Source organism: Kribbella sp. NPDC054772 (genome assembly GCF_053611945.1).
This window is the reverse complement of record NZ_JBSHBJ010000002.1, coordinates 1-22,023: the sequence shown is the minus strand read 5'-3', so window position 1 is coordinate 22,023 and position 22,023 is coordinate 1. Positions and strand designations below refer to the sequence as shown.

Annotated in this window: 24 protein-coding genes; 15 read left to right on the top strand and 9 right to left on the bottom strand. The window is 69.7% G+C overall.

The window, feature by feature from the left end:
- Positions 1–100: 100 nt before the first annotated feature.
- From ACWGID_RS02975 to ACWGID_RS02955, 5 genes are read left to right on the top strand one after another with little or no spacing between them, the layout of a single operon-like run.
- Positions 101–1,030: an ABC transporter permease gene (locus tag ACWGID_RS02975; protein WP_452193849.1), complete on the top strand. Its 930-nt coding sequence runs from the start codon at positions 101–103 to the stop codon at positions 1,028–1,030.
- Positions 1,030–2,028 (top strand): ABC transporter permease, encoded by a 999-nt coding sequence (locus ACWGID_RS02970; protein ID WP_452193848.1) that lies wholly within the window; start codon positions 1,030–1,032, stop codon positions 2,026–2,028. Before ACWGID_RS02975 ends, ACWGID_RS02970 begins: the two co-directional genes overlap by 1 nt.
- Complete coding sequence (locus ACWGID_RS02965; protein WP_452193847.1) at positions 2,021–3,019, top strand: ABC transporter ATP-binding protein; 999 nt, start codon at positions 2,021–2,023, stop codon at positions 3,017–3,019. The genes ACWGID_RS02970 and ACWGID_RS02965 overlap by 8 nt, the downstream gene beginning before the upstream one ends.
- Complete coding sequence (locus ACWGID_RS02960) at positions 3,016–4,026, top strand: ABC transporter ATP-binding protein (RefSeq protein WP_452193846.1); 1,011 nt, start codon at positions 3,016–3,018, stop codon at positions 4,024–4,026. Before ACWGID_RS02965 ends, ACWGID_RS02960 begins: the two co-directional genes overlap by 4 nt.
- Positions 4,023–5,696 carry an ABC transporter substrate-binding protein gene (locus tag ACWGID_RS02955; RefSeq protein ID WP_452193844.1) on the top strand — a complete coding sequence of 558 codons (1,674 nt, stop codon included), beginning with the start codon at positions 4,023–4,025 and terminating at the stop codon, positions 5,694–5,696. The genes ACWGID_RS02960 and ACWGID_RS02955 overlap by 4 nt, the downstream gene beginning before the upstream one ends.
- 303 nt (positions 5,697–5,999) lie before the next feature.
- On the opposite strand, the gene ACWGID_RS02950 is transcribed toward ACWGID_RS02955, so the two are convergent.
- Entirely contained in the window at positions 6,000–6,494 is a 495-nt protein-coding gene (locus ACWGID_RS02950) for a phosphatase domain-containing protein (RefSeq protein WP_452193842.1), read from the bottom strand.
- Positions 6,487–7,035, bottom strand: a complete 549-nt coding sequence (locus ACWGID_RS02945; protein ID WP_452193841.1) for a GNAT family N-acetyltransferase — start codon at positions 7,033–7,035, stop codon at positions 6,487–6,489. The genes ACWGID_RS02950 and ACWGID_RS02945 overlap by 8 nt, the downstream gene beginning before the upstream one ends.
- 40 nt (positions 7,036–7,075) lie before the next feature.
- On the opposite strand from ACWGID_RS02945, the gene ACWGID_RS02940 reads away from it, so the two are divergent.
- The 3 genes from ACWGID_RS02940 (at position 7,076) to ACWGID_RS02930 (ending at position 11,912) form a co-directional block, all read left to right on the top strand.
- Positions 7,076–7,897: an oxidoreductase gene (locus ACWGID_RS02940; protein ID WP_452193839.1), complete on the top strand. Its 822-nt coding sequence runs from the start codon at positions 7,076–7,078 to the stop codon at positions 7,895–7,897.
- A gap of 116 nt (positions 7,898–8,013) precedes the next feature.
- Positions 8,014–9,141: a metallophosphoesterase family protein gene (locus ACWGID_RS02935; RefSeq protein WP_452193838.1), complete on the top strand. Its 1,128-nt coding sequence runs from the start codon at positions 8,014–8,016 to the stop codon at positions 9,139–9,141.
- Complete coding sequence (locus tag ACWGID_RS02930) at positions 9,138–11,912, top strand: AAA family ATPase (protein WP_452193836.1); 2,775 nt, start codon at positions 9,138–9,140, stop codon at positions 11,910–11,912. Before ACWGID_RS02935 ends, ACWGID_RS02930 begins: the two co-directional genes overlap by 4 nt.
- Positions 11,913–11,917: 5 nt before the next feature.
- Here the strand turns inward: ACWGID_RS02930 and ACWGID_RS02925 are convergent, their stop codons facing one another.
- From ACWGID_RS02925 to ACWGID_RS02905, 5 genes are read right to left on the bottom strand one after another with little or no spacing between them, the layout of a single operon-like run.
- Entirely contained in the window at positions 11,918–12,193 is a 276-nt protein-coding gene (locus ACWGID_RS02925; protein ID WP_452193834.1) for a hypothetical protein, read from the bottom strand.
- A gap of 47 nt (positions 12,194–12,240) precedes the next feature.
- The gene (gene fdhD, locus ACWGID_RS02920) at positions 12,241–13,074 is read right to left on the bottom strand and encodes a formate dehydrogenase accessory sulfurtransferase FdhD (RefSeq protein ID WP_452193832.1); all 834 of its coding nucleotides are present in this window, start codon (positions 13,072–13,074) and stop codon (positions 12,241–12,243) included.
- A gap of 18 nt (positions 13,075–13,092) precedes the next feature.
- A complete protein-coding gene (locus tag ACWGID_RS02915; RefSeq protein ID WP_452193830.1) occupies positions 13,093–14,070 on the bottom strand; it encodes a phosphotransferase family protein in 978 nt (325 codons plus the stop codon).
- Between the two features lie 42 nt (positions 14,071–14,112).
- On the bottom strand, positions 14,113–14,841 hold the full coding sequence (locus ACWGID_RS02910; RefSeq protein WP_452193828.1) for a MerR family transcriptional regulator: 729 nt from the start codon (positions 14,839–14,841) through the stop codon (positions 14,113–14,115).
- Positions 14,842–14,881: 40 nt separating this feature from the next.
- Positions 14,882–16,057: an MFS transporter gene (locus tag ACWGID_RS02905; protein ID WP_452193827.1), complete on the bottom strand. Its 1,176-nt coding sequence runs from the start codon at positions 16,055–16,057 to the stop codon at positions 14,882–14,884.
- A gap of 72 nt (positions 16,058–16,129) precedes the next feature.
- Between ACWGID_RS02905 and ACWGID_RS02900 the strand changes: the two genes are divergently transcribed.
- The 3 genes from ACWGID_RS02900 to ACWGID_RS02890 all read left to right on the top strand — a co-directional run bounded on the left by ACWGID_RS02900 (position 16,130) and on the right by ACWGID_RS02890 (position 18,589).
- Positions 16,130–17,197, top strand: a complete 1,068-nt coding sequence (locus ACWGID_RS02900) for a ferrochelatase (RefSeq protein WP_452193826.1) — start codon at positions 16,130–16,132, stop codon at positions 17,195–17,197.
- Positions 17,194–17,994: an inositol monophosphatase family protein gene (locus ACWGID_RS02895; protein ID WP_452193824.1), complete on the top strand. Its 801-nt coding sequence runs from the start codon at positions 17,194–17,196 to the stop codon at positions 17,992–17,994. The genes ACWGID_RS02900 and ACWGID_RS02895 overlap by 4 nt, the downstream gene beginning before the upstream one ends.
- Positions 17,995–18,289: 295 nt before the next feature.
- On the top strand, positions 18,290–18,589 hold the full coding sequence (locus ACWGID_RS02890; protein ID WP_130379292.1) for a DUF4193 domain-containing protein: 300 nt from the start codon (positions 18,290–18,292) through the stop codon (positions 18,587–18,589).
- A 139-nt stretch (positions 18,590–18,728) separates the two neighbouring features.
- On the opposite strand, the gene ACWGID_RS02885 is transcribed toward ACWGID_RS02890, so the two are convergent.
- Positions 18,729–19,052 (bottom strand): DUF4235 domain-containing protein, encoded by a 324-nt coding sequence (locus ACWGID_RS02885; protein ID WP_387773762.1) that lies wholly within the window; start codon positions 19,050–19,052, stop codon positions 18,729–18,731.
- Positions 19,053–19,096: 44 nt separating this feature from the next.
- Positions 19,097–19,552 (bottom strand): DUF3093 domain-containing protein, encoded by a 456-nt coding sequence (locus tag ACWGID_RS02880; RefSeq protein WP_452193821.1) that lies wholly within the window; start codon positions 19,550–19,552, stop codon positions 19,097–19,099.
- Between the two features lie 52 nt (positions 19,553–19,604).
- On the opposite strand from ACWGID_RS02880, the gene dut reads away from it, so the two are divergent.
- The 4 genes from dut (at position 19,605) to ACWGID_RS02860 (ending at position 21,907) form a co-directional block, all read left to right on the top strand.
- A complete protein-coding gene (dut, locus tag ACWGID_RS02875; protein ID WP_452193819.1) occupies positions 19,605–20,057 on the top strand; it encodes a dUTP diphosphatase in 453 nt (150 codons plus the stop codon).
- 87 nt (positions 20,058–20,144) lie between these two features.
- Positions 20,145–20,795: a DUF3710 domain-containing protein gene (locus tag ACWGID_RS02870; protein WP_452193815.1), complete on the top strand. Its 651-nt coding sequence runs from the start codon at positions 20,145–20,147 to the stop codon at positions 20,793–20,795.
- A 19-nt stretch (positions 20,796–20,814) separates the two neighbouring features.
- Positions 20,815–21,204, top strand: coding sequence for an OB-fold nucleic acid binding domain-containing protein (locus tag ACWGID_RS02865; protein WP_387773773.1), 390 nt, complete (start codon positions 20,815–20,817; stop codon positions 21,202–21,204).
- Entirely contained in the window at positions 21,197–21,907 is a 711-nt protein-coding gene (locus tag ACWGID_RS02860; protein ID WP_452193812.1) for a DUF3159 domain-containing protein, read from the top strand. Before ACWGID_RS02865 ends, ACWGID_RS02860 begins: the two co-directional genes overlap by 8 nt.
- The last annotated feature ends 116 nt before the right edge of the window (positions 21,908–22,023 follow it).

The window sequence follows — 22,023 nt, the reverse complement described above, 5'->3', positions numbered from 1 at the left end:
TACCGACCTGAGATTCTCGGAATTCGAGATGCGGGCGAGGTGGTGGAAGGATGCGGCCTAGGTTTTGTCGGCTGCAGCTTCGAACCTGTCGGGAGTACTTGTGAGTTCCTCGGTCGCCGGGACCGTATCGCCCACCCGGCAGGCGTTACGCCGGCTCCGGCGCGACCGCAGCGCGCGGATCGGCGTCGCGCTGGTCGGTCTGCTGATCGTGATCGCGGCGGCGGCCCCGCTGCTGGTCGCACTGTCCGGCCAGGACGCGACGACGTACCACATCGATCTGCTCGATCCGGGCCGCGGGAACGCGCCGCGCGGCGCTCTCGGCGGGGTGAGCGGCAGCCACTGGTTCGGGGTGGAGCCGCTGACCGGCCGGGACCTGTTCGCGATCGTCGTGCTCGGTCTGCGGACGTCGCTGTTCATCGCGGTCGTGGTCACCGCGATCACCACCGTGGTCGGCACGCTGGTCGGGATCAGCGCGGCGTACCTGGGCGGCTGGTACGACGCGGTCGTGTCGCGGCTACTGGACTTCCTGTTCGGGTTCCCGCAGCTCGTCTTCATGATTGCCCTCGGCATCATTATCCCGGCGCGCTTCCCGCGCTGGCTGCTGCTGATCCTGGTACTGAGCTTCTTCGGCTGGGCCGGACTGGCCCGGCTGATCCGGAACCAGGCACGCTCGCTGGTCGCCCGCGAGTTCGTCGAGGCGGCCCGCAGCGTCGGCTCGAGCAGTTGGATGGTCATCACGCGTGAGTTGTTGCCGAACCTGCTCGGTCCGGTCCTGGTGATCGCCACGCTGGCGATCCCGGGGTACATCGGTGCCGAGGCCGCGCTGTCCTTCCTAGGTGTCGGCGTGCCTCCGCCGACGCCGAGCCTCGGCCGCTCGATCTCCGACTCGATCGCCTGGGTGTACACCGGCGCCGACCCGTGGTTCCTGCTGTTCCCGGGCATGATGCTGTTCTTCGCCGTGCTCGGCTTCACGCTGCTCGGTGACGGGGTGCGGGACGCGTTCGACGTCCGGTTGCGGAGGACGAACTGATGCCCGATCTCGTCTGGTTCCTCATCCGGCGGCTCTTCGCCGCCCTGCTGGTGATGCTCGCGCTGAGCCTCGCTGTCTACCTGGTCTTCTACGCGATCCCGGCCGACCCGGCGCACCTCGCCTGCGGCAAGCCCTGTACACCAGACCGCCTGGAGCAGGCCCGGCACTTCATGCAGCTCGACCAGAGCACCCTGCAGCAGTACCTGAGCTTCCTCAAGGGCATCTTCGCCGGCCGCACCTTCGGAGACGGTACGGCGGCTGTGCACTGCAACGCACCGTGCTTCGGGTACTCGTTCCCCCTGGCCCGTCCGGTCACCACCCTGATCCTGGACCGGTTGCCGATCACCGCCTCGATCGCGCTCGGTGCCGCCGTACTGTGGCTGCTCCTCGGCGTCTCGCTCGGGGTGGTCGCGGCGCTGAACCGCGGCCGATTCCTCGACCGGGCCGCCATCGGGGTCGCGTTGGTCGGGGTTTCGACGCCGTCGTTCCTGCTCGGTCTGCTGGCGATCCTGGTGTTCGGGTTCTGGCTGAACATGGTCCCGGTGAACGGCTACGTGCCGCTGACCGAGAGCCCGGTCGACTGGGCCTGGCACCTGATCACGCCGTGGATCGTGCTGGCGATCCTGCAAGCAGCGTCGTACATCCGGCTGACCCGATCGCAGATGCTCGAGGAGCTGAACCTCGACTACATCACCAGCGCCCGGGCGAAGGGTGCCGGTGAGGCGCGGGTGGTCCTGACGCACGGGCTGCGCGGCGTACTGGTCCCGGTGGTGACGCTGTTCGGCCTCGATCTCGGCGCGCTGCTCGGCGGCGCGATCCTGACCGAGAAGGTGTTCAGCATGCAGGGCCTCGGCGACCTGCTGATCACCGCGGTCGGTCAGCTCGACGTGGCCGTGGTCGTCGGCGTCACGTTGTTCTCGGCGTTCCTGATCATCCTCGCGAATCTGGTGGTGGACGTGGTGCACGGTGTGCTCGACCCGCGGGTGAGTCATGGCTGAGCCGGTGCTGGAGGTCCACGACCTGCACGTCACGTTCAGCACCGAGGGCGGCCCGGTGCCGGCCGTCGACGGCATCGACTTCGCGGTCGCGCCGGGCCAGACGCTGGCGATCGTCGGCGAGTCCGGCTCCGGCAAGAGCGTCAGCTCGGCCGCGGTGATGGGCCTGCTGCCGTCGAACGCCGAGGTCACCGGTGAGGTGCTGCTGAACGGCCGCGAGCTGATCGGCCTGCCGAACGACGACCTCCGCAAGATCCGCGGCAACGACATCGCGATGGTCTTCCAGGACGCCTTGTCCGCGCTGAACCCGTACTACAGCGTCGGCTGGCAGGTCGCCGAGGCGTACCGGCTGCACCACGACGTCTCCAAGAAGGTGGCGCGGCAGCGGGCCGTCGAGATGCTCGACAAGGTCGGCATCCCGGACGCGGCCCGGCGGGCCGACAGTTACCCGCACGAGTTCTCCGGGGGAATGCGGCAGCGGGTCGTGATTGCTATGGCTCTGGTGAACGACCCCAGAGTGCTGATCGCGGACGAGCCGACGACCGCACTCGATGTCACCGTGCAGGCGCAGATCATGCGCCTGCTCGACGACGTCCAGGCCGAGTTCGGAACGGCACTGATCCTGATCTCGCACGATCTCGGGGTGGTCGCCGAGGTCGCCGACGACGTCCTGGTGATGTACGCCGGGCGCGCGGCCGAGCGTGGCACCGTCCGCGACCTGTTCTTCCGCGCGGCGCATCCGTACAGCCTGGGTCTGCTCGGTGCGATGCCGCGGGTCGACGTACCGCCGAAGCCGCGGCTGACCACGATCCCAGGGAGCCCGCCGACGCCGGGGGCGATCGCGACCGGGTGCCCGTTCCAGCCGCGGTGCGCGTACGCGCATCTGGTCGGTGAGCGGTGCGTGACCGAGCGTCCCGAGCTGACGCCGCGTCCGGGGGAGGGCGACCACGAGGCCGCTTGCCATCTGGGCCGCCGTCCGGAGGTGATCGAGTGAGCACCGTGAGTACCAAGCGCGATACCGACGAGCTGCTGCGTCTCAAGGACGTCAAGAAGTACTTCGGCCTGCGCGGCGTCCCGTGGCGGCAGGCGCAGGCCGTGCGCGCGGTCGACGGCGTGAACCTGCTCGTCCGCAAGGGCGAGACGCTCGGCCTGGTCGGCGAGTCCGGCTCGGGCAAGTCGACGCTCGCGCGGGTCGCCACCCGGCTGCTCGACCCGACCCAGGGCCGGGTCGAGATCGGCGGCGAGGACGTCACCAAGGTCCGCGGCCGCCGGCTCCGCCCGATCCGCCGTCGGGTCCAGATGGTGTTCCAGGACCCGCAAGCCTCGCTGAACCCTCGGCAGTCGGTCGGCACCATCCTGAGTACGCCGTTCCGCGCGCAGGGCGTCCGCCCCACGCGGGCCCAACTCGTCGAGCTGCTGGAGCAGGTCGGGCTCGCCGAGCAGCACCTCGAGCGCTACCCACACGAGTTCTCCGGCGGTCAGCGGCAGCGGATCGGCATCGCCCGGGCGCTGTCGGTGAAACCCGAGCTGGTGGTGTGCGACGAGCCCGTGTCGGCGCTCGACGTCTCGGTGCAGGCCCAGGTGCTCAACCTGCTCGCCGACCTGCGCGACGAGCTCGGTCTCTCGTACGTACTGGTCGCGCACGACCTGGCCGTCGTACGCCAGGTCGCCGACCGGATCGCGGTGATGTACCTCGGCACGATCGTCGAGGAAGGCCCCGCGGAACAGGTGTACGACGCTCCGGCGCATCCGTACACGAAGGCGTTGCTGTCCGCCGTACCGGTCCCGGAGCCCGGCGTGGTCCGCGAGCGGATCGTGCTGACCGGCGACGTACCGACCCCCATCTCGCCGCCGTCCGGATGCCCCTTCCGGACCCGGTGCTACAAGGCGCAGGACGTATGCGCGACCGAACGACCGGTACTCGAGCCTGTCGAAGGTTCGACCGAACACCGGGCCGCCTGCTACTTCCCTGAGCCCCCCACCCCTGAGAGGACCCCATGAAACGCATAACCCGGGCAGTCGCGGTAGCGGCCGTGCTCGCGCTGGCGGCGGCCGCCTGCAACGCCAACGACAAGTCCACCGCCGGTGCCGGCAGCACCGCGGCCGCGGAGCAGGGTGGAACCTTCCACATCCTGACCACCAGCAAGGAGATCAGCCTCGACCCGGCCAAGAGCCAGAACCTCGGGATCAGCTCGATCCACCTGGTGCTGCGCGGCCTGACGTCGTGGAAGACCTCGCCGGACAAGGCGGCCGAGCTGGTCCCGGACCTGGCCACCGACACCGGTCAGGTCAGCGACGGCGGCAAGACCTGGACGTACAAGCTGAAGCCGGGCCTGAAGTACGCCGACGGTTCGCCGATCGTTGCCGCTGACATCAAGTACGGCATCGAGCGGTCGTTCGCGCCGGAGCTGTCCGGCGGTCTGGGGTACCACAAGTCGCTGCTCGTCGGCGGCGACAAGTACACCGGTCCGTACAAGGGCGGCGAGCTGGCGTCGGTCGAGACACCTGACGACACCACGATCGTCTTCAAGCTGAACAAGCCGTACGGCGACTGGCCGTGGATCGTCAGCATGCCGGCGTTCTCGCCGGTGCCGAAGAAGGCCGACACCGACCCGGCGCACTACGGCGAGAAGCCGATGGCCAGCGGTCCGTACCAGGTGAAGTCGTACGCCCCGGGCTCGAAGCTCGAGCTGGAGCGCAACCCGAACTGGGACAAGTCCACCGACCAGGCCCGCACCGGCCTGCCGGACTCGATCGTCCTGGACATGGGCCTGCAGCCCAACGTGGTGAACCAGCGGCTGATCGCGGACGCCGGCGACGACAAGTTCGCCGCCACCACCGGTACGTCGGTCCCGGCCTCGCTGATCCCGACGATCAACGGCAACCCGGCCGTCAAGGCTCGGGTCGCGACGTCGCCGGCCGGTGCGCTCGAGTACCTGGCGATGAACACCAAGCGCCCGGCGCTGGCCAACCCGGCCGTCCGCAAGGCGATCGAGTACGCCGTCGACAAGCAGGCCGTCCAGGTCGCCGAGGGTGGTCCGGAGTTCGGCGGTGAGATCGCGAGCACGCTGATCACGCCAGGCATCGAGGGGTACAACAAGTACGACCTCTACCAGGCGCCGCCGGCTGGTGACCCGGAGAAGGCCAAGCAGATGCTGGCCGCGGCCGGGGTGAGCAACCTGAACCTCGTGCTGGTGGCCGACAACGCGACCGGTCTGGATGTCGCGCAGGCGATCCAGCAGGGTCTGAAGCGGGCGGGAATCACCGTCCAGATCAAGCCGCTGGACAACGAGCCGCTGACCGACCTGATCACCGGCAACAAGCCGGACTTCGACCTGACCGTGTCCAGTTGGCTGCCGGACTTCCCGAGCGCGATCGGCAACATCCAGCCGCTGTTCGGCACCTCGGAGATCGGCAACGGCGGGTACAACATCTCCCGCTACTCCAACCCCGCCGTCGACACCGCGATCGCCGCCGCCACCGCCGAGACCGACCGCACCAAGGCCGCCGGTATGTGGGGCTCCATCGACAAGCAGATCATGGCCGACGCCCCGATCGTCCCGCTCGTCTACGCCCGCAACGCCTTCCTGCACGGCTCGAAGGTCCAGAACTTCTACCTCTCCTCCTACCCGCCCTACCCCAACCAACTAATCATCGGCCTCAGCAAGTAGCACGTCGCCCCACGCGACGTAGTACCGGCCCCTGGGATGAGTAAGCCACTCGTCCCAGGGGCCGTGGCATACCGGCGGAGGACGGCGTGCCGTGGTGAGTGGATGAGACGGCCGCGATCCAGCCGTACGGATCAACGGGTAGTGCACGCTGAACCGACGGCTGCGCCGCACCGACCAACGGGTAGTGCACCCGCGAGAGGCCGTACGCGCCACCCGCCGCACGCTGAACCGCAGCACCGAGGCCGCCGCACTACCCGTTGTTCGGTACGCCGCGCCGCCGCACTGCCCGTTGTTCGGTACGGATCAGGTGCGGCCTTCGGTGTCTTGGGCTTCGAAGAGGGTTGGTTGGGACTCGGGGTCGAGGCCCCAGTCGGCTCGCATGACTCTGTAGCCGGCCTTTTGGGCTGCCGCGACGACCTTTTCGTCGTCGTCGACGAGGATGGCTACCGGGCGTTGTTCGGCGAGGCGTTTGAGGCGGCCGAGTTTCATCAGCGCGGACGGGCGGCGGTCGGTGTTGCCGCGCATGTAGACCTTGCCGGCGGGGAAGCCGTTGTCCTTCAGCCATTTCTCGGTGATCCGCCGGGTGCGCTCCGGGCGGCCGGTCAGGTAGACGATCTCGTGGTCCGCGGCGAGCGTCGTCGCGACCGCGAGACCTTCGTCGAGGACCGCGTCGTCCTTGGCGTGCGTGAAGAACGAGTCCCAGTCCTTCGGCTTCTGCTCGATGAAGCGGAGCCGCTTGCTGGTGTCGGACAGCGTCGCGTCGATGTCGAGTACGGCGTACGGCCGGTCGTCACTCATGGGCACCAGCCTCCCAGGTACGCCGGTCGATCGCGTACAGCACCTCGCCGAACTCGGTTCCGGGCAGCGGGTCGTCGAAGTGCTCGTGGTACACCTTCAGGAACCGTAGCCCCGAGCGCCGCATCACCGCCCGCGACCGGTGGTTGACCGCCATCGTGTCCGCCACCACCCGTTCCATCCCGAGCGCGAAGGCGTGCGCGATCAACGCCTTCGTCCCCTCGGTCGCGTAGCCCTTGCCCCACGCCGCGCGGTGCAGCCGGTACCCGACGCCGACGGTCGCCGGGTCGTCGGTCGGTTGCATCCCGAACCACCCGACGAATCCCTCGGGCGCTTCCGCCGCGAACGTCCCGAGCCGCGGATGCTCGGCGTACACCTTCAGGATCTCCGGCAGTACGACGTTCTCGATCTCGGACCGTGGTGTCGGTGCACCGGTCAGGAACCGCATCACCTCGGGATCGGAGTCCAGCTGCACCAGGAGCTCGACATCGTCCGCGGTGAACCGGCGAAGCACCAGCCGCTCGGTCTCCAGGTACGCAGTCACCACGGGATCGTAGGACCTTCGCGGGTGAAATGCTGGCGATATGTCAGAGGTATGGATGATCACGGGTGCCAGCGCGGGGTTCGGCCGGGCGCTGGCGGACGAAGCATTGGCCGCGGGGCACACCGTCGTCGCTGCGGTCCGGCGGCCGGAGGCCATGGAGCTGGAGCACGAGCGGCTGTCGGTCGTGAAGCTCGACGTGACCGATGGCGACGCGATCCCCGAGGTCGTGGCGGGTGTGCTGGCCGAGCACGGGCGGATCGACGTACTGGTGAACAACGCGGGCCGGGGGATGGTCGGCGCGGCGGAAGAGACCACCGACGACGAACTGCGTGGCCTGATGGAGCTGCACTTCTTCGGGCCGGTGGCGTTGACCAAGGCGGTTCTGCCCGGGATGCGGGAGCGCAAGAGCGGCACGATCGTGCAGCTGACCAGTCAGGGCGGCCGGTACGCGTTCGCCGGGATCAGCGCGTACAGCGGGACGAAGTTCGCCCTCGAGGGCTGGTCGGAGGCGCTGTCCTACGAGACGAAGGACCTCGGCATCCGCGTGCTGATCGTCGAGCCTGGCGCGTTCCGTACGTCGTTCAACGAACCGTCCGCGCTGCACGTGACACAGATCAGCGAGATCTACGAGGGCCCCGTCGGCGCTGTCCGCGACGCCCTGTCGAACGGCAACGGCACGCAGCCCGGCGACCCGGTCCGCGCCGCGCGGGCGATCCTGACCGCCGTCGCGAGCCCGGAGCCGCCGCTGCGACTGCCGCTCGGTTCGGACGCCGTCGAGGCCCTCCAGGGTGTGTACGCCGCGGCGCAGGCCGAGGTCATTCGGTGGGCGGAGCTGTCGAGCAGCGCCGACTTCCCGCGCTGACCCGTAGTACACCCTCGGTGTGGGTTCCGGAACTGTCCGGAGTGTGGGCGGTGTAGGCCGTTTGTGTGTGTTGGGTTGGGAGGTTGTCGGCGGCGCGGGTTAGCGTTCATTCCGCGATGGACGACTCGATCACGTTTCTGCACAGCTCGGACTGGCAGCTGGGGATGATGCGCCGGTTCCTGGGGCCGGACGGCCAGGCCCGGTGGGGTCAGGCGCGGCTGGATGCTGTCGCACGGATCGGCGAGGTCGCGGAGCGCACCGGGGCGGCGTTCGTGGTCGTCACCGGGGACGTGTTCGAGCACAACCAGGTCGAGCGGCAGACGATCCTGCGGGCCTGCGAGGCGCTGAAGCGGATCCCGGTCCCGGTCGTGCTGCTGCCCGGTAACCACGACGCGCTCGAGCCCGGCTCGTTGTGGACGTCCAGCCAGTGGCAGGCGCACGCGCCGGAGCACGTCACGGTGCTGACCGAAACGACGCCTTTCCAGATCCTGCCGGGGGTCGAGATTGTCGGCGCTCCATGGCGGTCACGGCGCCCACTGTCGGATCCGGCCGCGCCCGGGTACGCCGAGCTGACGGCTGATCCCGGCACCAGCAGGATCCTGCTCGCCCATGGACAACTGACGAGTCTCTCCGGCGGCATGTCCGACGTACCGACCATCGACCAGGCGGCGCTCGAGGCCGCGGTCGCCGACGGTCGCCTGCAGTACGTCGGCCTTGGTGACCGGCACTCCACCACTCGGGTGACCGACCGGATCTGGTTCTCCGGGACGCAGGAGGTCACGTCGCCCGAGGAGGACGCTCCGGGGAACGTGCTCAAGGTGACGATCGGTGGCGACGGCATCGAGGTGGAGCCGGTCCGGGTCGGTGCCTGGCACATGGTCGACCACCGCGTCGAACTCTTCGACGAGGAGGCGATCCAGGCCCTCGAGGACTGGTTCGCCGAGCTGCCGGACAAGGAGCGGACGTACGTGCGGCTGGCCGGCGACGGGTCGCTGCCGCTGCCGGCGCTCAGCCGGCTGGACGCGATGATCGACGCGCAGGGCGAGGTGTTCGCCAGCGTCGAGCGGTGGGCCAAGTTCTGGACGGTGCGGCCCGCGCCGGACGCGGCCGACCTGGAGTCGCTGCAGCTGAGCGGGCCTGCCCGGGCCGCGATGGAGGAGCTGCGGCAGGCGCTGGCCGGTGGCGACGAAACGGCCGGCGCGGCGTTGTCGCTGATGCACCGATTGGCACGGGACGCGGGATGAGATTACACAGCTTGGCGCTACGGGACTTCCGTGGCGTCAAGGACCGTAGTGTCCAGTTCCGCACACTCGGCACCACCGTCGTGGTCGGCGACAACGAGGTCGGGAAGTCCAGCCTGGTCGAGGCGTTCGGCCTGGTCTTCGAGCTGCCCGACGACTCGAAGTCGACCCGGATCCGCGACATCCAGCCGGTCGGCCAGGACGTCGGTCCGGAGGTCACCGTCGAGCTGAGCCTCGGTGGTCGCGAGCTGACGTACGCGAAGCGCTGGCTGAAGAACCGCTCGACCGAGCTGACCGTGGTCGAGCCGGACGGCCGCCGGCAGTCCTGGACCGGACGCGAGGCGCACAACGAGGCCGAGCGGCTGTTCCACTCCCACGTCGACCCGGTGCTCTGGCAGACGTTGATGGTCAGCCAGGGCCAGTCGTTGGTGCTCCCAACGCCGGCCGATGCCGAGCCGTTGATCACCGCGGTCACCGCCGAGTCCGGCACCCCGGTGGACGGTGCGTCGATGCCGTTGGTGTCGGCGGTCGAGCACGAGTACCTGCGGTACTGGACCCCGCGCGGTAAGCCGACCGGCGACTTCGCCCGGTCCGCGAAGACGGTCGCGGCGACCGAGCTGACCGCTGCCCAGGCCCTGCAGGCGATGGAGGAGGTCCAGTCCGACATCCGCCGGGCCGAGCGGCTGAACCTCGACCTCGACGACGTGGCGAGCCGGCTGGCCGATCACCTCACCGGCGTCGAGCAGCTGCGCGAGCGGAAGAAGGCGACCGACGAGATCCTGCTCCGGCGCGACTCGATCCGGTCCCGGGCGGAGACCGCGCAGGCCCGGTTGGAGAACCACACCCGGACCAGGCTGGAGCGCGAGCGGCTGCTCGACGAGGTCGAACGGTTCACGAAGACCGAGGCCGAGCTGGCGACCCGGCGGGCCGATGCCGAACTGGTCGCGAAGACCGCCGCCGACATGGTGCATGCCGCCGAGGCCGCGCTGGCGGAGGTCGTGGAGCTCAAGGATCTCCGGCGTACCGACGTACAGGCGGCGGAGCGGCAGGTCGCGCAGCTGGTCGATCGCGCCGAGCTTGACCGCTTGCTCGGGCAGCAGGACGAGCTCGTCGACGTCCGCGCCCGGATCGCCGCGGCCGGCACGATCCTGGACCGGATCAAGGTCGACGACGCGATCGTGGCGGCGTTGGAGAACGCCCGCGCCGCGGTGGTCGAGGCCCGCGCGGCGCTCGCGGCCGGCGTCCCCGAGGTGACGGTACGCCGTCTCGGCGCGGAGCCCGTGGAGTTGTCGGGGACCGGCCTGGACGGGTCCCAAGGTGCCGTGCCGGCGGAGCTCGGGTTCGACGAGTCGACCGAGGTACTGGTCTCCGGTGAGCTCGTCGTCGGCGTGCCGGGTCAGGTCGAGGTGACGGTCCGCGCCGGTGGTGAGGCGGCGACGCTGCGGTCCCGGGTCGACGACGCCGTACGGCGGGAGACGGACCTGCTGAAGAAGGCCGGCGTGAAGGACGTCGCGGCCGCGCGGGAGCTGCTGCGCAAGGCGGACACCGCGAGCGCCGAGCTGAACGAAGCCCGCCGGACCGAGAAGTCGCTGACGGCCGGCGGCGATCCGGGGGAGCGGATCGCGGTGCTGACCGCGCGGCTCGGAGCCGCGCAGGCGGACGAGGCCGAGGAGAGCAGCGCGAAGCAGCCGGCGATCGAGGGTGTGCCGGGGCAGATGTCGCTGTTCGCGGAGTTCACCGAAATCGCCTCGGCGCACGACACGTTGTTCGACGACATCGAGGACCCGGCGCCGCAGTCGAGTGATCTCGCGGGAGCCCAACGCGCGCTCGAAGTGGCCCGGAACGGGCTCGCCGAGGCGGAGCGGCTGCTGACGGACGCCGAGTTCGCGGCCGCGCAGGCTCGCAAGGCGGCCGACGAGGACCGGTCCGAGGCCCAGAACGCGCGGGCCCGGTCGGAGTTGGCGGGAGAGCGGTTGGCTGCCGCGGTCGAGGGACTGGACGCGGCCCGGGCGGTGCTCGATGACGAGGCGGTGGCCACGGCGGAGACCGCGGCGACCGGTGACGTCGAAGCGGTGCTCGAGGAGCTGACCGCCGTACAGGAGCAGGCGGATGCGGCCGGTGCGGATCAGGTCGCGGGGGAGTTGGCGGATGCGCTGGCGGTCGCGACCCGGTTGCAGGGCGAGCGGGACACGCTGCGCGATGCCTTGCGTACGACGGAGGGGCGCCTGGAGCAGTCCGGGCGGGACGGGCTCGCGACGCGGCGCGATCTGGCCGAGCTCGAGCTGGCCGCCGTACGGGCGGAGCACGACAGCCTGGAGCGGCGCGCGGGGGCGGCCCGGCGGGTCCACGAGACGTTGAGCCGGCATCGGGCCGAGGCGCAGACGAAGTACTCCGAGCCGCTGCAGAGCCGGATCGAGTCGCTCGGGCGGAGCGTGTACGGACCGTCGTTCCGGGTCTGGCTGGACGACGACCTCGCGGTCGCGGAGCGCGAACTGGACGGCACGCGGTTGCGGGTCGAGGCGCTGTCTACAGGTGCGCAGGAGCAACTCGCGATCATCACGCGGCTGGCGATCAGTCACCTGGTGAGCACCGGTGACAGCAGCGTCCCGGTGATCTTCGACGACGCCCTCGGCTGGTCCGACAAGGCCCGGCTGCGGGACATGGGCGCGCTCCTCGGCCGCGCCGGGGACCACGGCCAGATCATCATCCTGACCTGCATGCCGGACCGCTACGAGTACGTCCCGAAGGCCACCTTCATCAAGCTGGACGACTGACCGGATCAGCGCGCGTAGGGGTGGCGGCGGTAGTAGTACCAGAGCGCGCCGCTCGCCAGTCCCGCGCCGACGACGGCTCCCGCGATGGTCTGCGCGATCTCGTTGGCGGTGTCGTCCACCGGGACCTCGACGACGGTCGTCTGCTGGTGCTCGACGATCGTCTGCTGCGGATGGTGCGGGTCCTCGGGGTCGATGGCGCGGGCCGAAGCCTGGGCCGCGCCGGCGACCGTCGCGCCGCAGACCAGGATCGGTAACGCGATGACGGCGTAGCGAATTTTCACGATTCCCCCTCCACCTCCACAATCCGGCGGTGGTGGGGAGTGGCACATCAGACCTGGCGGATGATCCGCTCGGGTGCGCTGTAGGCGACGCAGCGCTCACCCCGGGTGAACCCGGCGATCGTCACGTCGAAACGGCGGGCCAGTTCGACCGCGAGACTCGACGGTGCACCCACCGCGACGATCATCCCGACTCCCGCCGCGACCGCCTTCTGCACGATCTCGTAGCCGACCCGGCCGCTCACGGCGAGCACCAGACCCTTGCGACTGCGCTGGTTGAGGACGGTCCAGCCGACGACCTTGTCGACCGCGTTGTGCCGGCCGACGTCTTCCTTCACCACGACCTTCTGCCCGTCCGCGGTGAACAGGCCCGCCGCGTGCAGACTGCCCGTCCGGCTGAACATCGGCTGCGCCTCACGGAGCAGGTCAGGCAGTCGGCGTACGACGTCGATCGGGACCTCGACCGGGTCGACCGGGTCGTACTCGCGCTCGGCGAGCTCGTCGAGGCTCTGCTGGCCGCAGACGCCACAGGCGGCCGAGGTCACGCCGTACCGCTGGGGTGGCTCGCGGTCCGGCGGACCGTCGAGCGCGACCGTGACCGTGTTGAACTGCTGCTCGCGGGTGAGCGCCACATCGGTGCAGTAGGCAACGGTATGGATCGCGCCGGGGCGGACGGCGAAGCCTTCGCCGAGGCAGAAGCCGGCGGCGAGCTCGAAGTCGGCACCAGGGGTACGCATCGTGACGACGAGCGGCTCGGGCGGCCGGTCCGGCCACTCCAGGCGCAGCTCCAGCGGCTCCTCGGTGGTGACCAGATCCTCCCGGCGCGACGTCCGGTCACCGTCGAGCACCTCGACCTTGAACCTCGTCGTCGGCCCTTTGCTCATGCCTCCACAGTAGGCCGCTCACCAGCCCCGGCGTACGGCGAGCCAGTCGAGGTGGCTCCAGGCGACGAGCCGTTGGTGATCGCGCAGCACCGGCGTGCATCCCGGCGGTGGCGGCGTGTCGGCGACCCGCAACACGTACGCCGTGATGGCCGCGGCGAAGGCGTCGAGGTGATCATCGGGTACGTCGGCCGTCAGCGGGCTGCGAGTGATGGCTGCCAAGGTGTCGATGCCCTGGTGCTGCGCGAGCGGCAGGAGGCCGACCCAGTCCACCCAGCGAGGGCCGAGGGTGAGCCAGTTCCAGTCGACCGCCCAGCAGGTGCCGGCGGCGTCGATGATCAGGTTGTCCGGTCGCAGGTCGGAGTGCAGCGCGGTGTCGCCGGTCAGCACCTCGGTCGCGGCATCGGCCAATTCGCCGAGCTCGGGAAGCACGCGCGGCACCCAGTCCTGCAGTCCGGTGGGCAGCTGCCGGTCACCGGCCAGGATCTGCGCGGGCACCTGTACGTCGTCCTCGATGAGGCTCGCGAACTGGCTCAACCCGGTCAGTGGCGCAGGCCGTAACACTTCGGCCATCTCCTCGCAGGTGGTGGTAACTCGGGCGAAGTCGTCCTGCGTCCACGGAGCCCCGGGCATCCGCCCGTCGATCGCTTCGGAAACCACTGCGAACCACCGCGTGCCGGGAGTGCCCGCATGCGCCGTGGTGATGATGGCCGGTGCCCGCACCGAGCGCGGGAGCTGGGGAACCACCTCGGCCTCGCGCTGGTACGCCTCGTACGCGTGCATGCCCTCCGGGGCTGCCTTGATGAAGACCTGGCGGCCGTCGGAGAGCGTCGCCCGGGCCGCGAAGCCGCCGGTGAACCCGGACGTGACGGAGCGCGCGACGGACGCGATGTCGGTGCCCAAGGCAACGGTGAGGGAGTGCTGGAGGGCGGCCGGCAGCGTGCTCCAGTCCGGGCGGGCGGAGGTGGCGGAGTAGTCGACCTCGGGGGCGCGGCTCATGCCCACCCACGATAGAAGGACAGGACCGCGGGCGCTCGTGGTTTATCCCGCAACCCGTGACGGCGGCGCCCATCCGTTGACCACGGCAACCAGTTCGATGTACCGCTGCCATCGCGGTCCGCCGGTGGTACGCCGCAACTCGATCAGCCGCCCGCGCAGCTCCGGGTCGGACCACAGCAGATCGTCTCGCGCGAGTGCGCGGTAGCCCACCGCCATCCGGCGTACCGCTGCTCGGAAGTCCTCGTCGGAGGCGAGCGTGGCGAGCTCCAGCCAGGCCTGCACCTGGCGCGGCTCGGCGTTGTCGGGGAGGACCGGCGTGAGGTTCTGACGCATCGCGGCGAGGTGGGGATCGTCGCCGATCACGCTGTCGAGGAAGCCGGCGATCAGCGCGCGGCGGTCCTGCTCGGACTGTGCGGTCAGGTCGTGCATGCGAGTGAGCTCCTCAGGAGTCGAGTGATGATGAGCGACCACCGAGACGACGGCATGCTGTGCCTGCAGCGTCCGGATCTGTACGGCGAGTGCCTCCGCGTGTGCCGCGAGTACGTCGGCCAGCGTCCGCTCCTGCTCCAGCACGGTCCGCACCGTCTCCAGATCCAGACCCAGAGCACGCAACGTGCGGACCAGCTCCAGCCGCGCCACCGCGTTCCCGTCGTACCGCCGATGACCGGCACTGGTACGACGCGACGCGAGCAGCCCGAGGTCGGAGTAGTACCGCACGGTCTTCACCGACACTCCGGCCAACCGCGCCACCGCACCGATCGAGTGGTCCATACCCGTCACCCTCACACCTCCCGTAACCGGAGATTCAAGGCTAGTTGTGGGCGAACCGTTCTTTGGGTCGAGCGAACGTGATGGAGATCGCGGCGACGATCGCGCAGGCGATGCCGACGCCGAACGGAACCCAATACGCCTTCGACGGGCCCCAGACGTCGACGGCATGTCCGGCGGCCGCGTTGCCGGGAGCGACGCCGAGGAGGATGCCCGTGACGGTCCAGGTGATCGCCTCGGTCAGGCGCTCGGGCGGCACCCACTCCTCGACACAGGCGGTCACGGCGACCATCGTCGGAGCGATCGTCATACCGCAGCAGAACAGCACCGCGCCGAGCATCGGCACGCTGTTGACCCAGGGGAGCGGCGCGAGAGTGATGGCGAGCGCGATCGTCCCGATCAGCAGCCGCCGCTCAACCGGGGCCCGCCAGTGCACCGATCCGTACCAGAGTCCCGCCAGCAGGCTGCCGAACGCCCAGACCGCGAGTACGACGCCGGACAGCTCGGCCTGCCCCTTCTCGGTGGTGAACGCCACGGTGATCACCTCGGCGCCACCGAGAGTCGCGCCCAGGCCGAGACCGATCAGGCTGAGCAGCATGATCGAGAGCCAGGGGAGCGGCGCCTGCTCGGCACCGTTCGACTTGCCGCGTCCCGGTGGGTCGGATCCGCGCAGCAGCGCGAGCCAGAGACCGCCGGCGAGCCCGAGTACGCCGGCCGCGGACAGGGCGGCGTACGGGCTCATCTGCGTCGCGAGGGTGGTGACCAGGACCGGACCGACGATGAAGACCACCTCGTCGCCGACCGCCTCGAGAGCGAAGGCGGTCTGCAGCGCGCGACCGCGGCCGAGCAGATGCGTCCAGCGGGCCCGGACGAACGAGCCGACCTGGGGACGGGTGCCGCCGGCAAGGAACGACAGCGCGTAGAGGATCCAGGTCGCCGCACCAGCACGCACGGCGAGCAGCAATCCGGCCAGGGCGACGGTGCAAGCCACCGAACCGATCAGCAGCAGACCGCGCTGACCGAAGCGGTCCACGAGCCGGCCCTGGATCGGGCCGGTCAGGGCACCGGCGATCACGGCCACGCCGGAGATCGCCCCGGCGAGCCCGTACGAGCCGCTCTCCTGGGCGATCAGGATGACGATGCCGAGACCGATCATGGAGATCGGCATCCGCCCGAGGATCCCGGCGGAGAAGAACGCGCCGGCGCCGGGCCGGCGCATGAGGTGAACGTAAGGCTTGAGCATGAGAGACCGGGAGCAGCCTAGAGCATGGCCGTCTGAGAAGCTTGGGATATGTCGCCAGGTGCACCTCCCTACGATGCGGTCCTGTTGCTCTCCTTCGGTGGTCCTGAGAAACCCGAGGACGTCCTGCCCTTTCTGCAGAACGTGACCCGTGGCCGGGGGATCCCGGACGAGCGGCTCAAGGAGGTCGGGGAGCACTACTACTCGTTCGGCGGCAAGAGCCCGATCAACGACCAGAACCGGGCGCTGCTGGCGGCGCTGCGGTCGTCGTTCGACGAGATCGGGCTGGACCTGCCGATCTACTGGGGCAACCGCAACTGGGCGCCGTACCTGACCGACACCCTGCGCGAGATGACCGCCGACGGGGTACGCCGGGCCGTGGTGATCGTCACGTCCGCCTACCCGTCGTACTCCGGCTGCCGGCAGTACCGGGAGAACCTCGAGGACGCCGCCCGCGAGGTGCCGGACGCGCCGCGGATCGACAAGCTCCGGCACTACGCGAACCACCCCGGCTTCGTCGGGTCGTTCGTCGAGTCGACCGCCGAGGCGCTGAGCAAGCTACCGGACGGTTCCGCGATCGCCTATGTGACGCACTCCATCCCGACCGCGATGAACGCGACCAGCGGTCCGGACGGCAACGGATACGTCGCCTGGCACACCGATGTCGCCGCCGAGATCACCGCCGAGCTCGAGCGCCGGACCGGGCGGACGCTGCGGACCGACCTGGTCTACTGCTCGCGGTCCGGTCCGCCGCAGGTGCCGTGGCTCGAGCCGGACGTGAACGACCACCTCGAGGAGCTCGCCGACGCGGGAGTGCCGGGCGTGGCCGTCGTACCGATCGGCTTCGTGAGTGACCACATGGAGGTCATCTACGACCTCGACACCGAGGCCGCGAAGACCGCCGCGAAGCTCGGGCTGCCGATGGCGCGCGCCGCGACCCCGGGAACCGGCGAGAAGTTCGTCACGATGCTCCGCGACCTCGTCGTCGAGCGGGCCGCCGCCGAGCGCGGCGAGCAGCCCGCCAGGCCCTGCGCCGGCTCGCTCGGCCCGGGCTGGGACGACTGCCGGCCCGACTGCTGCCCTGCCCTGCGCCGACCGACCCCGAAGGAAGCTGTATGAGCCCCGAGAGCCCCCAGGACCTCCTCAAGCTGGCCGTGGAGGTCGCGGAGGAGGCCGCACGGCTGATCGTCGAACGCCGCCGCGGCACGATCACGGTCGCCGACACCAAGAGCACCGTCACCGACGTCGTCACCGCCGTCGACCGGGAGTCCGAGGAGCTGATCCGCGCCCGGGTCCTGAGCGCCCGCCCGGACGACTCGTTCCTCGGGGAGGAGGGCGACGACGTGGTCGGCACCAGCGGCGTGCGCTGGGTGGTCGATCCGATCGACGGCACCGTCAACTACCTCTACGACCTCCCGACGTACGCCGTCTCGATCGCGGTGGAGTACGCCGGGAAGACCGTCGCCGGCGTGGTGGTGGACGCACCGAAGGGTGAGGTCTTCACCGCTACCAAGGGTGGCGGCGCGTTCGCGGACGGCAAGTCGATCCAGGTATCCGGCGAGACCGAGCTGGGCAAGGCCCTGGTCGGTACCGGGTTCGGGTACGACCCGGCGCGGCGCCAGGTCCAGGCCGAGGTGATCCAGCACCTGATCGCCGAGGTCCGTGACATCCGCCGGATCGGGGTCGGCGCGGTCGACCTGTGCTACGTCGCCTGCGGGCGGCTGGACGTGGTCTACGAGCGCGGTCTGAACCCGTGGGACTACGGAGCGGGCGCGTTGATCGCGGCCGAGGCCGGCGCCGCGGTCGGCGGGCTGCACGGGGCCCCGGTGTCGCCGGAGATGTCGATCGCGGCCAGTCCGGCGCTGTTCGGGCCGTTCCACGATCTGTTGGCCGCCGCGAACCCGCTGCGTGCTTAGACACCGCTGAGTGCTCGTTTCTGCGCACTATCGCGCATTAACGAGCATTCGTGTGTTCGGTCCTGACATTTGTCGCGACACGCGGGCCACAGCATGGACCCAGTCGTGCATTGCGGAGCGTTATAGGGCACAATCCCGTCCTCGGGAACGGTGTTTGCCGGTCCCGGCCTGGCTGTCAAGGGTTTCGGGGGACGAAGGTTCAGCGCGGTGCGCCGACGCGGAATTTCTCGGCCGCTCCACCCGTTCAAGGGCTCAGCAGGCAACACCACGGGTACGAAGAGGGCAGGGAAACACCATGGCGACTGATTACGACGCCCCGCGCAAGACGGACGAGGACGCTTCCGAAGAGTCGATCGAGGAACTGAAGACTCGCCGTCACGACAAGAACTCCGGCAAGGTCGACGAGGACGAGGCCGAGGCCGCGGAGAGCTTCGAGCTGCCCGGCGCGGACCTGAGCCACGAGGAGCTGGCGGTCCGGGTCCTCCCGCGCCAGGCCGACGAGTTCACCTGTTCGAGCTGCTTCCTGGTTCACCACCGCAGCCAGCTCGCCGAAACGAAGAACGGGCAGCTGATCTGCCGCGACTGCGCAGCCTGACCGAGCGGCCCTGCTTCGTCACGAACAAAATCAGCGGGACCGGCCCACACCTGGTGGGCTGGTCCCGCTGTTGTGCGTCCGCGGCCGGTCATGCGTTTGAACCGACCACTCGCTTGAACTGACTACTCGCTTGAACTGACTACTCGTCGTCCGACTTCTTGCTGATGCTCTTCAGCAGCGTCCCGTCGGCGGCGGCCTGCTCGTAGCCGGGCGGGGCGTATCCGGTGGACTTCAGCCAGTAGGCGGCGGCCCGGCGCTCGGCGAACAGCTTCGCGGCGGCCGCGGCGGCCGCGCTGGTCGCCGCCCAGGTGATCACCTCGGCGTAGCCGCCCTCACCGTGCTTCGGCGGCTTCCCACCGGATCCGAGCTTCCAGGCCGTGCTGACCGCCTTGCTCGCGGCCAGGCCAACCACGATCGTGAACGCGGCCTGCACCAGCTTCCAGCCGATCTTCGCTCCGACCACTGCACCCTCCTAACACGACTGCTGACACACATGACTCAAGACAGTCAGGATCTTCCCACGCTGTGCCCGCTCAGCGCGGCAGCCAACCGATCGGGGTGGCGCGTCGCGATCACCCAGTACGGCGACGGATCGCCCGGATCGGTGATCTGGACCCGCACCGCGCCCCGCACGTAGCTGCGCAGTACCAGGAAGGCCTTGGGGTCACAGTCGCGCCCGAACGCCAGCCGGGCCTGGTCACCGGTGAGCGCCTCGACCGTGCCGAGGTACGAGCGGTCGATCTCGGCGCGTCCGGCGCGCAGGTGCCGTTCGTCGACCTCGACCCGCGCCCCGCCGTACCGCAGGAACATGACCAGCAGCAGTACGGCGGCCAGTCCGGCGACGATCACGCCGGCCGGGACAGACACCGGCACTGCGACGATGGCGAACAGCGTGATGACGGCCGCGGTGGCGATGATCCACCAGGACACCGGCACCCGCAGACTCTCCCGATACGTACCCACAGGGCCAGCCTGGCACGAACCTGGTCGCGCGCGCTCGATAGGGTCACCTCTCGTGACCGAGGTACTGATCCAGCGACTCGACCCCGACTTGCCGATCCCGTCGTACGCGCATCCCGGCGACGCCGGCGCGGACCTGGTGGCGGCCGCCGACCTGACCCTGAAGCCGGGGGAGCGCGGCCTGGTCGGCACCGGCATCGCGATCGCCCTCCAGGACGGGTACGCCGCGTTCGTGCACCCGCGCTCGGGCCTGGCCCACAAGCACGGCGTGTCGATCGTGAACGCGCCCGGCACCGTCGACGCCGGCTACCGCGGCGAGATCAAGATCAACCTGATCAACCTCGACCCGCACGCCGAGGTGACGGTGCGGCGCGGCGACCGGATCGCCCAGCTGATCGTCCAGCAGGTGGAGAAGGCCCGGTTCGTCGAGGTGACCACGTTGCCCGGTTCGGCGCGCGGTGACGGGGGACACGGGTCGACCGGCGGTTTCGGAGATGTGACACGCTGATCAGGTGCACCCGCTGACCTGGCGGATGCGGGAGACTACGGCGCTGTACCAGCGGCCGGACAAACATCGAGGAAGTAGGCAACAGCTGTGATCTTCCGCCGTAAGGGCAAGAACGAAGACCCCGAGACGGACGCCGGGACCGTCGACGAGGCGCCCGCGGACGTCCGCGCCGAGGGGCCCTTCGACTCCTCCGAGGTCGGCCCCGAGGTGCTCGAGGCGGAGGAGCGGATCGACCTGGGCGCGCTGGTGATCACCGGCATGCCCGGCATGGAGCTCGGCCTGCAGGTCGACGAGCAGAGCGGTGTCGTCCAGGCGGTGCTGATGATGCTCGAGGACTCCGCCCTCGAACTGCGCGCGTTCGCGGCGCCGAAGAAAAGCGGCATCTGGGACGAGGTCCGCCAGGAGATCGCCGCCGAGGCCAGCCGGATGGGCGGTACGGCGACCGAGACCGAGGGCACGTTCGGCACCGAGCTGGTGCTGGTCGTCCCGGTCGAGGACCCGCAGGGACAGATCTTCAGCCAGACCTCCCGGGTGATCGGCGTGGACGGCCCGCGCTGGCTGCTCCGCGGCACCGTGCTGGGCCGCGCCGCGGTCGAGCCGGACGCCGCGCTGCCGATGGAGGAGACGCTGCGCAACGTCGTCGTGGTCCGTGGCGACGAGCCGATGATCGCCCGCGAGTCGCTGCCGCTGCAGATGCCGCCGGGCGCCCAACCGCCGGGCGAGCCCGAAGAGGCCTGAGCGGACTACACTCGAGATCATGGGTAGCAACAAACCCGCGGGGCTGTGGAAGCGTGCCTTCCGAGGGCTGGCCGGAGACCGCGATCAGCAGGACGCCGAGGTCCTCCAGGACTTCGCGCACGACTGCGGCGCGCGGTCCATCACCGGCTGCCACGACCGGGAGCTGGTCACGCTGTACGGCACGCTGCGCACCATCACGTTCAGCCCGCGCGGCGGCGTACCTGCTTTGGAGGGTGAGTTGTACGACGGAACCGGCACGGTCAAGCTGATCTGGCTCGGCCGCCGCAAGATCGGCGGGATCCACGCCGGCTCGGAGCTGATCGCTTCGGGCCGGATCGGGGTCGTCGACGGCGATCGGGTGATGTTCAACCCGCGCTACGAGCTCCGTCCCCAGGAAGCTCATGGCTGAGGCGGCGAAGAAGTCCGGCTCGCAGCAGATCGGCGGCTGGGTCGGCATGCTGGTCGACGTCGGCCTGCCCTGGATCGCGTTCACCCTGGTGTACGGATTCAGTGACCAGAACCTGAAGCTCGCGCTGATCGTCGCCATCTCGGCGGCCGGCGTGGTGGCGGTGTTCCGGCTGGTCCGGCGCAAGCCGATCGCCAGCGTGATCGCCGGCTTCGTCGGGGTCCTGATCTCCGCCTGGACGGCGCACCACACCGGCCAGGCGGAGGACGCGTTCCTGCCCGGCATCCTGCTGAACACGTTCTTCGGCGTGGTCTACCTGGTCACGATCCTGACCCGGTACCCGCTGTTCGGCGTCCTGTACGGCGCGATCACGCAGACCTGGATGGCCTGGCGCGACGACCCGGTGCTGTTCCGGGCGCTGAACCGGGTGACGATCGTGTTCGCGGCCCAGGTCGGGACCCGGCTGGTGATCATGGTCCCGCTGTACCTGGCGCACAACGTGGACGCTCTCGGCATCGCCAAGATCGCGCTCGGTCTCCCGTTCTACGCGGTGACCCTGTGGGCGGCGTACTCCGTCCTGCGCGGCTCGATGCCGGAGGACAAGTGGGACGAGGTCAAGGAGAACTTCACCCACATGCTGCGCGGGACGAAGCCGGAACCCCGGCCGGAGCCCGAGCCTGAGAAGGAACAGTCCGAGACCAAGTAACAACAGAACGCCCCGGCCTCTGGCGGTTTCAAGGGGTCGTCGCAACACCGCCTTGGGTTCTAGGTGGTGAGTAGATCACGCAAACGCTCGGCTGGGGTGTCCCAGTCGAGCGTTTT

Coding starts and splice junctions, on each gene's coding strand:
- ACWGID_RS02860 (WP_452193812.1), top strand. CDS start 21,197: ATGGCTGAGGCGGCGAAGAAGTCCGGCTCGCAGCAGATCGGCGGCTGG.
- ACWGID_RS02865 (WP_387773773.1), top strand. CDS start 20,815: ATGGGTAGCAACAAACCCGCGGGGCTGTGGAAGCGTGCCTTCCGAGGG.
- ACWGID_RS02955 (WP_452193844.1), top strand. CDS start 4,023: ATGAAACGCATAACCCGGGCAGTCGCGGTAGCGGCCGTGCTCGCGCTG.
- ACWGID_RS02905 (WP_452193827.1), bottom strand. CDS start 16,057: ATGCGCCGGCCCGGCGCCGGCGCGTTCTTCTCCGCCGGGATCCTCGGG.
- ACWGID_RS02970 (WP_452193848.1), top strand. CDS start 1,030: ATGCCCGATCTCGTCTGGTTCCTCATCCGGCGGCTCTTCGCCGCCCTG.
- ACWGID_RS02915 (WP_452193830.1), bottom strand. CDS start 14,070: ATGAGCCGCGCCCCCGAGGTCGACTACTCCGCCACCTCCGCCCGCCCG.
- ACWGID_RS02900 (WP_452193826.1), top strand. CDS start 16,130: ATGTCGCCAGGTGCACCTCCCTACGATGCGGTCCTGTTGCTCTCCTTC.
- fdhD (WP_452193832.1), bottom strand. CDS start 13,074: ATGAGCAAAGGGCCGACGACGAGGTTCAAGGTCGAGGTGCTCGACGGT.
- ACWGID_RS02940 (WP_452193839.1), top strand. CDS start 7,076: ATGTCAGAGGTATGGATGATCACGGGTGCCAGCGCGGGGTTCGGCCGG.
- ACWGID_RS02965 (WP_452193847.1), top strand. CDS start 2,021: ATGGCTGAGCCGGTGCTGGAGGTCCACGACCTGCACGTCACGTTCAGC.
- ACWGID_RS02935 (WP_452193838.1), top strand. CDS start 8,014: ATGGACGACTCGATCACGTTTCTGCACAGCTCGGACTGGCAGCTGGGG.
- ACWGID_RS02895 (WP_452193824.1), top strand. CDS start 17,194: ATGAGCCCCGAGAGCCCCCAGGACCTCCTCAAGCTGGCCGTGGAGGTC.
- ACWGID_RS02910 (WP_452193828.1), bottom strand. CDS start 14,841: ATGGACCACTCGATCGGTGCGGTGGCGCGGTTGGCCGGAGTGTCGGTG.
- ACWGID_RS02950 (WP_452193842.1), bottom strand. CDS start 6,494: ATGAGTGACGACCGGCCGTACGCCGTACTCGACATCGACGCGACGCTG.
- ACWGID_RS02930 (WP_452193836.1), top strand. CDS start 9,138: ATGAGATTACACAGCTTGGCGCTACGGGACTTCCGTGGCGTCAAGGAC.
- ACWGID_RS02890 (WP_130379292.1), top strand. CDS start 18,290: ATGGCGACTGATTACGACGCCCCGCGCAAGACGGACGAGGACGCTTCC.